The sequence below is a fragment of the Nostoc sp. DedQUE02 genome, assembly GCF_034531035.1.
In the GTDB taxonomy this organism is placed as follows: domain Bacteria; phylum Cyanobacteriota; class Cyanobacteriia; order Cyanobacteriales; family Nostocaceae; genus Nostoc.
The window spans coordinates 279,990-294,502 of record NZ_JAVRBY020000003.1 but is presented as its reverse complement, the minus strand read 5'-3'; the positions used below and the strand labels follow the sequence as shown (position 1 = coordinate 294,502).

Sequence of the window (14,513 nt, the reverse complement as noted above, 5' to 3'; positions counted from 1 at the left end):
GGTATGCTAAAGGCCGAGACTCGCTATTGAAAAAACAATGCCTGCGCCTACTATTAATTCCACGATCGCTGCTTTTCCCTTAACAGCCGTAGTCGGTCAAGAAGCAATTAAATTAGCCTTGCTGTTAGCAGCTGTCGATCCTGGTTTGGGAGGAGTGGCAATCGCAGGTCGTCGCGGTACGGCAAAATCTGTAATGGCTCGTGCTATCCACGCTCTACTACCGCCGATTGAAGTTGTCAAAGGCTCAATCAGTAATTGTGACCCCAACTATCCAGAAGAATGGGACGATCAACTATTGGCGGAGTACGCAGACAAAGACATTCAAGATGTGCCTGTCGAAATTATCCCCGCGCCTTTTTTGCAAATTCCTCTAGGTATTACAGAAGACCGACTATTAGGTTCAGTAGATGTTGAAAAGTCGGTAAAACAAGGTGATACTATTTTTCAGCCGGGATTACTCGCTACAGCAAACCGGGGTGTACTGTACGTAGACGAAATTAATTTATTAGATGACCAAATATCAAATCAGCTTTTAACAGTATTATCTGAGGGACGCAACCAAATTGAACGGGAAGGAATTAGTTTTCAGCATCCATGCAAATCCCTATTTATTGCCACCTATAATCCAGAAGAAGGCGGATTACGGGAGCATTTATTAGATAGAATTGCGATCGCACTCTCTGCTGATGGTGTACTCGGCTTAGATCAAAGAGTCGAAGCAGTCGATCAAGCGATCGCTTATTCTAAATCTCCCCAAGACTTTCTCCAACAGTACAACGAAGATTTAGACTCGCTTAAAACCCAAATCATCTTGGCGCGGGAATGGCTAAAAGAAGTAATCATCACCCACGAACAAATTGCCTACTTAGTAGATGAGGCTATTCGCGGCGGAGTTCAAGGACATCGCGCCGAGTTATTCGCCACGCGGGTTGCCAAGGCCGCCGCAGCTTTAGAGGGACGAACAACAGTTAATGCCGAAGATTTGCGCCGTGCGGTGGAACTGGTAATTGTACCACGCGCCACAGTTGTGCAGACACCACCACCAGATCAAGCACCACCTCCGCCGCCGCCGCCACAAAATCAAGAAGAACCCCAAGACGAATCAGAAGAGGAACAAGAAGAACAAGAAGAACAGGAAGAAAATCAAGAGCAAGAACCGCCCAGTATCCCGGAAGAGTTTATCTTCGATCCAGAAGGGGTAATTCTTGATGACAGCGTGCTTTACTTTACTCAAACAGCGAAGCGGCAAGGTAAATCTGGTAGTCGCAGTGTCATCTTTTCTGATGACAGGGGACGCTATATTAAACCAATGTTACCCAAGGGAAAAGCGCGACGCATTGCAGTAGATGCCACCTTGAGAGCTGCGGCTCCTTATCAAAAATCACGAAGAGAAAGACACCCAGAAAGAAAAGTTATTGTCGAGCAGGCTGATATTCGCTCGAAACGCCTAGTACGTAAAGCTGGGGCGTTGGTAGTATTTGTGGTAGATGCTTCTGGCTCAATGGCACTGAATCGAATGCAATCAGCTAAAGGTGCGGTGATGCAACTGTTGACTGAAGCTTATCAAAACCGCGACCAAATAGCATTAATTCCCTTCCGGGGAGAACAGGCAGAGGTATTATTGCCTCCAACACGTTCTATTGCTTTGGCGCGTAACCGTTTGGAAAGGTTGCCCTGTGGTGGGGGTTCGCCCTTAGCGCATGGTTTAACTCAAGCTGTGCGCGTCGGCTTAAATGCTCAGATGAGTGGAGATATTGGGCAAGTTGTCCTTGTAGCAATCACCGATGGACGGGGTAATATTCCCTTAGCGCGTTCTTTGGGTGAACAGCTAGAACCAGGAGAAAAGCCAGATATCAAAGGAGAATTATTAGAAATTGCTGCAAGAATTCGTGCTTTGGGGATGCAATTATTAGTAATTGATACAGAAAGTAAATTTGTGTCTACTGGCTTTGCTAAAGAATTATCGCAAACAGCAGGCGGTAAATATTATCATTTGCCAAAAGCCACAGATCAAGCTATTGCTGCTATGACCAAAGGTGCGATCGCTGATTTAAAATCTAGATAATTTGTCATTTGTCATTGGATTTTTGACTTAGCTATGACTACGACCCAGTAGGCATTACCTGTGGTTGTAAATAGCAAATCAAATCTTGAATTCCCTTTTGCAGATAGCGGGTTACTGTCATTGGACTAGTACCAATGTTCTTAGCTGCATCCTTGCGAGAAAGTTCCTTCAAAAATACCATTTCAACTGCCATGCGGGGCTTTTCTTCCAACATATTGATTGCGCCTTGGAGTTGTTGGCGTTCTTCTTCTTGTTGCAGAAGTACATGAGAACGAGGACAAGGAAGTGCCTCACCCAAGGTTATTTGGCAATCAACATAGTTAACTGCGGTTGCATCTAAACTCAAAGGCATCCGGTTTTGAGCAGCTAATTTGGTTTCTTGCCACTCTTGTACAGATACTCGAAGTTGGCTGGCAATTTCAGCATCCTTGGGCGGGCGACCTAAAGAGATTGATAAATCCTTGCGAATCTTTTGTCCTTCATTGTATAATTCTTGCCAACGACGGGGAATTTTTAATAGAGTACTGCGATCGCGCAAAAAGTGCAGCATCTCACCGCGAATATATGGCACAGCAAAGGAACTAAAAGCATATCCTTGGCTAGGGTCGAAGCGCTCAATTGCCCTAATTAAACCAAAATAACCGATTTGTTCTAAATCTTCATAAGGTTCATTGCATTGATGACTGAATTTATGAGCCATCTTCCGCACTAAGCCAGTGTGTAACTGTACAAGTTTATTACGAAGTTTAATAGAAGGATTCTGGTGGTACAAGTGTAATAATTCTATACCATCAGTTCGTAAAGAGGACTCACTTGTTGCCATATACATTACCTTTGTTGTAACTCCTATTCCTGAGAAAATGGAGCTGCGTATATTTATCTTCTAAGCTGTTATTATTTTGCTGAGTCAGGGAAGAATAAGCCATCGTCGTTTCACTGAACTTGTTAGGGGTCAAACTCCACAATTCAGTATTTGTACGCATGATTTTGTTGCTATCACTGTTACAGGTTATTTTTGTTTTTTAGATAACTTTTGAAGGACGCATAATCTTTAGCTTTTGCAACAAAAACTAGCTATTTATCCTGAACAATGCATAACTGACCTAATAGCCATCTGTCATACTGAGAGCAACCTGAATCCGTACTAAATTAATCGCAAAAGAGACTGGGCAATTTTATCTTTTAGTACGCACCGTCATTAATAAAGGTCGAAAATCCAAATTGAAAGTTAGGTGAAAGAACAAAACCTAAGCTACAAAAAACAGAATTCCGACTCATTTTTATGGAGATTTGTACTTAGTTGAGATATATTTCTATTCAATATTGGTAAGATGGAAACTTTGGAAACTTAGTGGAAACATGGAAACAGGTGATTGACATGCCAGTTTGGTAGGTGTCACACTTCTGCAAAACAGGAGGGTGAACAATGAAAATCACCAAACACCGACAAAAAATTCTCGATACACTTCAGCAATGGTTCAGCATCCATAAACAAGGGCCAACTCTAGAAGAATTGTGTCAAGAACTAGGAATGCAACCACGTCAGAAAGCAACAGTTCAGAAGTGGTTGCAAACTATGCGCGGTATAGACGTGGAATGGGATGACCACAGCGCCCGTAGTCTTCGCCTTTTCACATCTGAACCGGAAAAACCTTCCTTACAGCTATCTGTAACTGACACTCTGCGGTATTTAGCTACTGGTGTGGTGCAGTGGGAAAAACTTGGGCTAGAAAAGCGAAGTCAAGTACCAGAAGCCCTTCGCATTGGGATGTCCCGTATGTACTTAACTTCCTTACTACGGGGAGAACAAGCCCCAGAGAACCTACCTCAATTTTTTGATTGGGCGGAAACATCAATTACTTCCTGGAAACCAGCCCAAGAGATTAAATATCTTTCACCAGATGTCAGCGTTATAGAAGACGGAGTAGTTTCCGATTTTGCTACAGAATGGCAAGTTTCGGGTAATGATGTGGTGGCGCAGGTACAAGAGTCAGTACTGAAAGATGTACTGGAATACTGTCGGGGAAATCAGTTAGAAGATGCTTATCGCGCTTTTCGACAACTGATCATTCCTAAACCTACTCTTCATTACTCAGAATATCGGCAACAGCTACGTTTACCCGAACTCAGACCACTGCGCGAGTTATTGTCACGGTTAGAAATCTATGTCGATATGGATAAGTTGGCAGAGGGCAGCGTCTATCATCTGTGTCCGCGCTGCAAGTATGTGCAACGCCAACGCCCTGATGGTACATATACCTGCCGTAACCCTTGGTGTGAAAGACTTTGTGCAATCGGCAACTTTCAATCATTGCCATCTATTTCTAAAGAAAAAGCAGCAGACTGGAAAGCTGTTACCCCTGGCGTGCATTTGTACGGTACGCTTCCAGGAATTTGGGAAATTCAACTTCAAGAAGAACTGACAAAATTGGGTTTGCGCGTTACTCTCTGGCCTTTTGTCGATGAATTTGACTTACTCGTAGAGTTCCCGCGTAAAGTTCGCTGGGCAATTGATTTTAAAGATTGGGCATCCGTGGATGAAGAACGTTTGCAAAAGGTGCAGTATCGGCGTGATGCAACGGAAACTTTTGTAGTTTTTCCAGATGAACGCGAAGAGTATTTGCGGATAAAGGTAGTGCGCGAACAACTAGAACCTGAACTTGAAGGGGTGCGCTTGCGCTTATTTAGCGAAATCATCACTCAGGCTCAAGCAATTTTAGGGAAGAAAAAATAATGCGTGACACCATTAGCTGGCGCAAGGATCTGTGTAAAAAACTCCGCAACTCGGATGAATTACAACAGTATATAGTATCTAGTTTAGTTAACGCAGATACTAAGGTACAACAGCGAGAACTTAAGCGTCTTGCCCAACTCATTGCTGATGTGGAATTAGGATTAACCTTACTTAAGGAAGTAGCACCTGAAGAACCTGCGACTTCTGTGGAAGCTTTGCTGAAAGGATATCGCTTTTTAGTTGAACAATTACAAAGCGATCGCAACTGGCAACTTATACAAAATGCTCGTTTCTATTTGATTAAGCGTAAAGGCAGACAATGGCTGCGAGTTCTTCAGGAGTACATCAACTTACCTGAAATTATTAGAATCTACAGCCTTGAGGAGGCAAGGAATGTTCCTCAAACTATTCCATCCAGTACCTACCCAACTCGTTTAGAGAAGATATATCTTCCAACTTTATTAAAAACTCCACAGCATAGACAACGAAAAGTCAAATTAGCAGATGAGGGGCGGTGGTATGCCAAAATTTCCCAAAAAGGTAACTCTCCAGTTGAGGTTCCTATTGATATTCCTAAGGAAGTTGCTAATATAGCACCTTTGTCTGTAGTAACCCTTGGTCGCACACGGACTAAGCAGAATCCACAGTGTAGCGTTACCCGTGAAGAATTAATACTAGCTGCCCAAGAAATGGACGATAAATTGTCCCAGTTTGGGCAACAAGAAAATTATCATAACCGCTTGGAAAATATCCTCTTCCAGCTATACGATGCCGAATCAGATAATTTCCAGCAAGGTAATCAGCTAACTTTAGAGGGTCTTATCCACATTGTCGGGCTTTTGAATGTGGGTAAGTCTACCTTGTTGGAAATTATGATTTACTTCTTCGCTAAACAGGGAGATCGCTGTGGGTTAATGGTGAATGATGTTGCTACAGCAGTGCGTCTAGCTTCTTTGTTCTGCCACAAATTAGGAATTCCTGCTGCACCAGTGTTGGGTAGTAAACGCCAAGAGCAACTGGCAAAAGTCTACGAACCTATTCTCAAAACTGAGGGTAAGGAAATTACTAAAGGAGGAATGCACCCAGCTTGGCGTTGGTTCAGCCCAGTCTGTCCACTTTTAGTTTTAGTGCAATCAGAAGATAAGTGGGAATTTGGCAATGAACCTTGTCACAAGCTTTATCAAAAAGTTCTTGTAGCTGATAATGATGATTCTGATGATGAAGACTGGCAGGAAAGTGATGAAAAATACACTTGTCCCTTTTATTACAAATGTCCACGTCACCATTTAGAACACGATATTGCTACAGCTTCAGTATGGATTTTCACCCCTGCTAGTTTCATTCATACTCGTGTACCCCGCCAGGGATTTGAACAAGACTTGACCTTTGCTGAGGCTGTTTATCGAGAATGTAAATATCTATTTGTTGACGAAGCCGATCGCGTACAGATTCAATTTGACGAAGAGTTTGCCCCGGATGAAGTCTTAGTCGATGGTTCTGGAAACTCTTTTTTAAATAAACTCGGACTTAATCAGTCTACGATTTACAATTCGGATCGCGGTGATATGGCAGGCGATCGCTTTGTTGCTTGGACAAGCGCACATTACCATACCCAAAATGCAACTAACCGCATCTATCACCTACTCCTCACTCACTCAAAATTGATTGCGTGGTTGGGGCCACTTCCTTTTACAGGTCGTTCTCTATTTGCTCGGATTATCCGTGACTTGGTTGATCCGCCTGAGATTACTGTCTCAGCGAAACCGAAACTAACTCGCCAACAAATCATGGAAGAACGGCGTAAACGCATCATCGAAGCAGACTTGGCTCCCACAGAGCAACGTCGCCGCCGCAAACAAATGATGGATCAACTAGATGGATTTTTGCAACATCCGCTCAATCCCCGTCGTGGTGGTGAACTTTCAGGTTTGGCGCTGACAATACTAACTGCAGAAGATGACCGTCAAGCCTTAGCTGAAATTGCTCCTTGGTGCAAAAGATGGATAGAAATCCATAATCTTTCCCTACCAGATGAAACTCAATTTGAGGAACTAACCCGAAATCTCCAGTTTGCGATTTTAGTCACCATACTCGACAACCGCCTGGGTTTTATAGTTGATAATCTGAGCGACCTCGGCCGGGTAATTAACTTGCACGACTCAAGCCAAAACCTTTTACATCGTCCACCAGATGACTTCCTCCCAGTTTTACCAGAATCGCCAGTGGGAAATATTCTAGGTTTTTTGTATAAGCAAGAACGTAGTGCTAAAAAAGCTGGCAAGTTGGACTATTTCCGCTATGTAGGTGTAGGTCGTGCATTACTGTTAAATTTCCCAAAACTGTTTGCAGTTGACGATTGGGATGGCCCACATACTGTTTTGATATCAGGTACTAGCTACGCTCCAGGTTCGCCAGCTTATCACATTAATATAAAACCCACTGTATTGTTGCAACCTAGAACTGGCGAGGCAGGTATAGCTGAGAGTCAATTTTTCTTTAGTCCCAAACAGAATCCGCAAGCAAACTATATTGCTTTATCAGGATTGCCACCTGCAAGACGCAAACTTGCTGCCCAAGAAATGGTTGAGGCTATGTGCCACTCAGTAAGAGGTGGAGATAATTTTCTAGATGGGGTATTTCAGGATTTAGCACAGCGAAAACAACAGCAACCTGAATGGTGGAGCGATCGCGATCGCATCTTGATTGTCGTGGGTAGCTACGATGAATCCGAATGGGTCACGTCTATCTTACAATCGCGCTACCGCTTCGACGTAAACATCAACGATGACGGTATTGCCACCCTCCGCCGTGACAATGCTCCTACTCATCTTCATGGTATTTTGCGAAGCGAAATTAGGAATTTACAACATTTACCCACCCAGATTGTAGTTGCTCCTTTGATGGCTCTAGAGCGGGGTCACAACATCTTGAATGCTCAAGGCAAAGCTGCATTCGGTGCAGTGTTATTCCTCAATAGACCTATGCCAGTACCTGATAACTGGCAATCTACTGTTCAGCAACTCAATGCTTGGGCACTGAATGAAGCACGAAAAAGACTCCACACTTTACGAAGAAGCTCAATCAATATCGGGAAATCTAACCCTAACTCAGATTGCAGATATCTTCTATCAGAATGCTGTCGCCGAAATGGTCAACTTGAACTACACAGCGTGGGCTTTTAAACAATTAACACAAGGAGAGCGATCGGTACTTTGCTGGACTCAGTTAGTGAGTATCTGGCAAATCATCGGGCGTTTGGTGCGTGGTGGAGTACCAGCAGTAGTTCATTTTATAGATGTAAAATTCGCCCCAAATTCAGCCATTGGCGAACAAGACAGCGAAGTTACTTCACTTTTGGTTGCCATCATCAAGGTGCTGGAACCCTATGTAGAAGGTGAGGATGTTCTGGCGCGATCGCTTTATGGCGCTTTTTTGAACGCACTTCAACAAATGAAACAAAGAAATTTAAACTATGACTAAAATTATTCTTCCTGGTGCTTGGGAACTTACTGCAACGAATCCAACATACAAACTCTCTGCAATCTATGTTCCTACTACATGGCGACAAGTCGCCAACAACCTTGCTCAACAGCGTGCCAGACTCCAAGGTAAAAGTTATCGGGCTGTGCCAGTTTACTCCCTCGATCCCCTGGTAGTTGGTAGTTTTCCCAAAATTATCAAGACTTTGCGTAATGGCTGGCAAAAAGACAATGTACCTTGGTTATTAGCAACAGAAACCACAGGACTTTCTGACTTAGGTAATTTGATCAAAGATTGGTTAATAGAAGAATTTAGTTCCTTGGAGGATGTTGAGTCACAGCTTGCAAATTTGAATAATGATGATTGGCAATGGGGAAATTCACAAACCTATGAGTTACTCCATCCTCAAAACAAAGTCGAAACAAGCAACCTTTACCAAGCAATTCCAGATTACCTTGCCAAGGAGTTTCTCCAAAAACCAACAGTTTCCTTTGGCGTTGATGAGCAGTATCAATTGACATTTTACCCAGTGGTCAGCCTTCAAGGTGCTGAGTTGATGTCATGGCCTCCCAGTCAAGTTACGGTAACAACAGGAAAAGAAATAACAGAAACAGCTTACATTTCATTTGTCATTGAGTTTGTTTTGCAAACAGTTCCCTGGCGCGAAAAACCTATTGTTTATCATCATTTATCAATTCGACGTTGGCTGACTAAACCTTTGAATTATGTACCTTATCCAGGTGTGAAAGCTCATATTGGTGATAACCGTCGCTGGTTAGATGGACAACGCCAACCCTTTTGCTTTATTCCACTGATGATGAACCGTTATGGAAAGGAAGTAAAGTGGCCTCAAGCCATCAGCAATCTTCTTTCTCTCAATGACTCTCAACTTCCTGACGCAAATAATTTCGTTTCTAACCCAAATCACAACTGGTCAGGTGTCAACACAATTCCTAGTGGTATCCAAGCTGCGATCGCCTACACTTCTAAATTAGGAGAACCACCTTGTTTCCCTGGTGTCAGTCCACAAGATTTGGCTAGTTTAGATCAAGCTATTGAAGCACATCTCCCTGTTCAAAGAGTTGGTGACGCTGAGAGGGTAACAGGTAACGTTTTTATTTTCTGGCCTTTAGATAAACCCCAACAGAAAATTGTTCCTCTCCTTGCTGACGAAGATAACCAATCTCCCAAACCTAAAAAAGCCAATAAATCTGACAATCCAAATCATTCACACACCCCAATGCTGCGACCAAAATTAGCAGCGCCAGCAGTATTTCGTGAAACTGAAAATCTCCTTCGTACCATACTAATTTTGTGGGAAACTCCACAATGCCGTGATGCACTAATTGCTGAAATTTGCCAGTTACTGTATTTATCACCCACAAAGGTAGAAAACATCTATCAAGGTTTATACGGTTCTTTATATATTAAAACTCAACATGTTGGCGACCTTACACAAGACCTGGAAATTAAACATTCCTCTGAAGTGAGGAAAACTTATCAACAGCAACGTCCTAATTTATTAGTAGAGCGCATTAATCAAATTACCGCGTTCCTACCCCAAACTAAAGAACTAAGTGGGGCATTAATCGAAATTAGACCGAAACCTCGTATATCTGAGGCTGATCCCAAGTTGGCGTGGCGAATTGGAGCAATGAAGGCAGGCTATCTCAATCAACACATTCACCGAATAACCACCGAAAATGATGCAGAAAAACTGAAGAAATCTGGTTTGGAACCAGTAAAACGAGCAGTATCAGACTTACTAAGACAATTTGGGATTTTACCTGATACTACTTTAATTAATTCCAAAAAAGATGGCATTGATCCTGATGTCTGGTTAACGTACTTTTATGTCCTACGCCGCACCCGGAAAACCAATGCCGAAAACATCCCCAAAACTGTTGTTTTGATGATCAGAGTTAATCCAATAACAGCTAAAGTAGAATTAACAACTCCTGATTTATTTAAAGAACAAGGCTGGATATCATATCCTGTTGGACTCGCGCATCTCCTTGATGAAGACTGGGATTCTAACTCTTATGATCAAAGTAATGAAGAGCTTGATGATGAACAAAAGCATAAAGAGCAAACGAAAGAACAAAGGCTAATCAAGAAGTTTGTTGCTGAATGTTTACAAGAGTGTTTAAATACTCCACTTACTGATAATAAACTCCCGCGTGTACTGTTCATGGCAGAGGCACTAAATGCCCGCAAAATGCTGAACTGGCTACAAAACCAAAATCTACTTACTAATGACCCACTGCAAGCACTAAAACAATACCTTTCACAAGAACAAATCAATCGTCTGTGGGTTGTGCGCTTACGAATTGCAGATACTGGTGAAGTACCAGTTGCTATTGTTAAAGATTCTCCTGGGAGTCGAACTAGTGGTGTTTACCGATGGCGGGATGTATGTGATGATGGGGAGCGATCGCTCTACCTGAGCGTTAGAAAGGCGTTGTATACTGAACGAGGCACAACAATATTACAAAAAAATCAGTCTCGCCTTGACAATGGCAGCAGACAACCTGGAAAAGCCAGAATCTTAGAAATTGCCCTGATTCATCACCCAGAAATCAAAGGCGACAAGCTAGCCCATTTTGTCCATTCTCTCAGAAGTCGCTGGCCTTATTTTGCAAATGACGTTTCCTTGCCTTTGCCTTTTCCCTTTGCAATCAAGGCTAAAGAGTATGCTATCACTACTAAAGATCCAGTGGAATCCTCAGAGACTGACGATTCCAATTTTTAACAACGAAGCTACCTTTCAGATTTGGCAACAATATTAAATCGTTGGTTGTTAACCGCAAAGATTGGTAACAATAGGAATAAGCACAACGTTTTCCTAAAAAACAGTTTTTCAATATGAGCAATACCAGTAATTTTCGTGAAGCTATGCGTGAGGCTAAATCTCACGCCCTCGTTGGCCCAAACGTGATTGCCAACGCCCTCCCCTACGTCGGTGGTGGATTGGTGCTAACAGCATTAGGAACCTACGGCGGTTTGGGAGTTATCCGTACTAACCGTGAAATATTCTTTCCCACCTTCATTGGTGCGGTGATTTTGGAGTTAATTTTGTTCTTTGTTGCCCAAAATGTTGCTCAAAAGGGTAATAAGGGGCTTGCACTACCCCTGTTGGCAACCTACAGCCTTTTGTCTGGATATACTCTCAGTGGCCTGGTGTATGTTGCTTTAGGACAAAAAGGTGTTGGCATTCAAGGTATTGGTTTGGCTGCCCTTGGTTGTGGCATTTGTTTTATTGCTGCCCGTCAAATTGGTTCAAATCTTTCTGAACAAGATGGCATGGCTTTGACGAAAACCATCAATCTCGGCGTTATGGCCTTGGTGGTTGTGTGTCTTGCCCAATTCGGCTTTGCCATGTTTGGTGTTTACGCGCCAAATTGGTTAGAAATTGCCATCTCCGGTTTAGGAGTATTCCTGTTTGTTGGGGTTTCTGTTGTCGATTTCTACATCTTGCCCCGCACTTACAGCGATGACCAATATCTGCCTGCTGCTTTGTCGATGTACCTTACTTACATCAACTTGTTTGTCTTTATCTTGCGGTTGCTAATTGCCATTAATGGCCGCGATTAATTGTCTGTAGACACTAACAAAAGTCAAGTTTTATAAAGTTAAAACCGTGGTTAAATTTTTAGCAACCACGGTTTTTTCGTCGTTTTAATAGTAGAATATCTAGATAAGTTCAGCCTCAAGTGAGCAAAACTATGCTAGAACTCTTAAACATCAAACGTGAAGTAGAAAGGTTGTCTAATATCTTGGGTAAGGCTGAGGAGTGTCTTTGACCTGACAGAACTGAATGCAAAAATTCAAGAGTTGAATCAATTGATTTCTGAACCTACTTTCTGGCATAATTCTGCCACTTACTATCAGAAACTTCAAGAAATTGAATACCTCAACGCTAAAAAGAAACAATATCAGCGATCGCACTTCATTCTAGAAGATATCAAAGCTGCACTAGAACTACTAGAATTATCTGCTGATGAGGAATTGTTACAAGAGGCGCAAACCAACCTTACTCAACTCCAGCAAGAACTTGAAACAGTAGAAATAGAACAACTCCTGTCCGATCCCTGCGACCAAAAGGGGGCATTCTTGGCAATTACGGCTGAGGTTGGAAGTATAGATGCTCAAGATTGGGCTGCAATGTTATTGCGGCAATATCATTGTTGGGCAGTAAATCATAACCACAAAGTATATCTAGTACAAGAGTCAGCAGATGATTTAGGAGGGATTAAATATTTCACCCTAGAAATTACAGGGCGTTATGCTTATGGCTGACTGAAATCCGAACAAGGAACTCATCGCGTAATAACAGTTTCTCCCTTTAGCAGGAACAGCAAGCAGCGTACTTGCCTAGCTAGTGTAGAAGTCAGCCCGATTTTAGATGAGTCTGTTGATTTTGAGATTCCAGAAAAGGATTTGGAAATTACTTTTTATCGGCATCGGGGGAATGTCAACCGAACAGAAACGTGGGTCAAGATGGTTCACATTCCGACTGGGATTAGTGTATCTTGTAACCAAGAGCGTAGTCAGCTGCAAAACAAAGAGAAAGCCTTGGCTATTCTTAAGAGTAAACTGTTTGCGATGTCTACGACGGGCTACGCCTACGCACTAGCCCAAAATATCCAGCTTGATGAAATTCAACCCCAACAGATAAAATCTCTATCTAGCAAGCTCATCCGGGAATATATCTTGCATCCTTACACCAAGGTGAAAGATTTACGTACCAATGTAGAAACACCTGCTGCGACAGAGGTATTAGACGGTAAAATTGACTTGTTTATCAAAGCCTATCTGCAACAGCTAAATCACACTACTTCAGGGGATAAGAAAGTGCTTGATAATTTCAAGTAACTTTTGTAACCTATACAAGTTATGCAGAAAAAATTTGCCCAACTACAGCTAAAATCAAGAAACATAAATAAAAAGAGCAATTTTCCAATCCAAAGCGCTCTATCTATCATTCAGCAAGCATTTATGGATGTCCTAGAACTCAAACGCGAAATCGAAACGTTGTCTGGCCGCCTGGGTAAAACCCAGGACTATCTTTGACGTACCTGCACTGACAGCCAAAATTCAAGACCTCGAAAAAATATCAGCACAGCCAGAATTTTGGAATGACCAAACCCAGGCCCAACAAACGCTGCAAGAACTTAACGATCTGAAAGCTCATCTTCAGCAATATGATCGCTGGCACGCTAATCTCGAAGATACTAAGGCAGTTGTTGAATTGTTGGAGTTAGAAACCGATGAGGCACTACTCCAAGAAGCAGAATCTACCATCACTAAACTCAATCGTGACCTAGATCAGTGGGAGTTACAACAGCTACTTTCTGGGCCCTATGATGCGGAAGGTGCTGTACTGACAATTACTGCTGGTGCTGGTGGCACAGATGCTCAAGACTGGGCATTTATGCTGATGCGGATGTACATCCGTTGGGGCGAAGCTCACGGTTATAAGGTAACTTTAGCTGAAGAGTCGGAGGGTGATGAAGCCGGAATTAAATCGGCAACCCTGGAAATTACTGGTCGCTATGCCTATGGTTACTTGCGATCCGAAATGGGTACACATCGCTTAGTGCGGATTTCACCTTTTAATGCTAACGGCAAGCGACAAACCAGTTTTGCAGGCGTGGAAGTGATGCCGCAGATTGATAACTCTGTGCAATTGGATATTCCAGACAAAGATTTGGATATCACCACAACTCGATCTGGTGGTAAAGGTGGGCAAAATGTCAACAAAGTAGAAACTGCGGTGCGGATTGTTCACCTACCCACAGGTCTAGCTGTGCGCTGTACAGAAGAGCGATCGCAGCTGCAAAATAAAGAAAAAGCCCTAAATCGCCTCAAAGCCAAGCTGTTGGTCATTGCTAAAGAGCAACGTGCCCAAGAAATTGCCGAAATTCGTGGCGATATGGTGGAAGCCTCTTGGGGCAACCAAATCCGTAACTATGTGTTTCACCCTTACCAAATGGTGAAGGATTTACGTACAAACACGGAGACTACAGCGATTGGCGATGTGATGAATGGCGAACTTGATACATTCATCCAAGCTTATCTGCGCCAAGAAAATAAACTAGTAGAAAACACTCTGGCATAAAGGCACTCATTACATAACATCCCGATTGCTAAGGCGTTTCCCTGAGAAACGCCTTAGCAATATATGGGCGATCGCAATTACATCGCAATTCTATCCCAGACCAACTGTTACAG

8 protein-coding genes and 1 pseudogene are annotated in these 14,513 nt (G+C 42.8%); 8 read left to right on the top strand and 1 reads right to left on the bottom strand.

All coding sequences use genetic code 11. The annotated features are described in order from the left end of the window. Nucleotides 1–37: 37 nt before the first annotated feature. The gene (bchD, locus tag RMX98_RS05285) at nucleotides 38–2,065 is read left to right on the top strand and encodes a magnesium chelatase ATPase subunit D (protein WP_322676825.1); all 2,028 of its coding nucleotides are present in this window, start codon (nucleotides 38–40) and stop codon (nucleotides 2,063–2,065) included. Nucleotides 2,066–2,102: 37 nt separating this feature from the next. On the opposite strand, the gene RMX98_RS05280 is transcribed toward bchD, so the two are convergent. Beyond that, nucleotides 2,103–2,888, bottom strand: a complete 786-nt coding sequence (locus RMX98_RS05280; RefSeq protein WP_229498888.1) for an RNA polymerase sigma factor SigF — start codon at nucleotides 2,886–2,888, stop codon at nucleotides 2,103–2,105. A gap of 603 nt (nucleotides 2,889–3,491) precedes the next feature. On the opposite strand from RMX98_RS05280, the gene RMX98_RS05275 reads away from it, so the two are divergent. From RMX98_RS05275 to prfB, 7 genes and pseudogenes are all read left to right on the top strand, one after another. Then, on the top strand, nucleotides 3,492–4,799 hold the full coding sequence (locus RMX98_RS05275) for a Fis family transcriptional regulator (RefSeq protein WP_322676824.1): 1,308 nt from the start codon (nucleotides 3,492–3,494) through the stop codon (nucleotides 4,797–4,799). After that, on the top strand, nucleotides 4,799–7,981 hold the full coding sequence (locus RMX98_RS05270; protein ID WP_322676823.1) for a hypothetical protein: 3,183 nt from the start codon (nucleotides 4,799–4,801) through the stop codon (nucleotides 7,979–7,981). Before RMX98_RS05275 ends, RMX98_RS05270 begins: the two co-directional genes overlap by 1 nt. After that, nucleotides 7,947–8,279: a hypothetical protein gene (locus RMX98_RS05265; RefSeq protein WP_409880771.1), complete on the top strand. Its 333-nt coding sequence runs from the start codon at nucleotides 7,947–7,949 to the stop codon at nucleotides 8,277–8,279. The genes RMX98_RS05270 and RMX98_RS05265 overlap by 35 nt, the downstream gene beginning before the upstream one ends. Further along, nucleotides 8,272–11,031: a pPIWI_RE module domain-containing protein gene (locus RMX98_RS05260; RefSeq protein WP_322676821.1), complete on the top strand. Its 2,760-nt coding sequence runs from the start codon at nucleotides 8,272–8,274 to the stop codon at nucleotides 11,029–11,031. The genes RMX98_RS05265 and RMX98_RS05260 overlap by 8 nt, the downstream gene beginning before the upstream one ends. Before the next feature lie 113 nt (nucleotides 11,032–11,144). Continuing rightward, nucleotides 11,145–11,873, top strand: coding sequence for a Bax inhibitor-1 family protein (locus RMX98_RS05255; protein ID WP_322676820.1), 729 nt, complete (start codon nucleotides 11,145–11,147; stop codon nucleotides 11,871–11,873). A 131-nt stretch (nucleotides 11,874–12,004) separates the two neighbouring features. Continuing rightward, nucleotides 12,005–13,154, top strand: a pseudogene (locus RMX98_RS05250) (PCRF domain-containing protein). A gap of 123 nt (nucleotides 13,155–13,277) precedes the next feature. After that, nucleotides 13,278–14,400 (top strand): peptide chain release factor 2 gene (prfB, locus tag RMX98_RS05245; RefSeq protein ID WP_322676819.1). Its coding sequence is split into 2 segments (ribosomal slippage): nucleotides 13,278–13,349 and nucleotides 13,351–14,400, totalling 1,122 coding nucleotides; the frame shifts between segments, so codons are not numbered across the junction. Nucleotides 14,401–14,513: the final 113 nt, after the last annotated feature.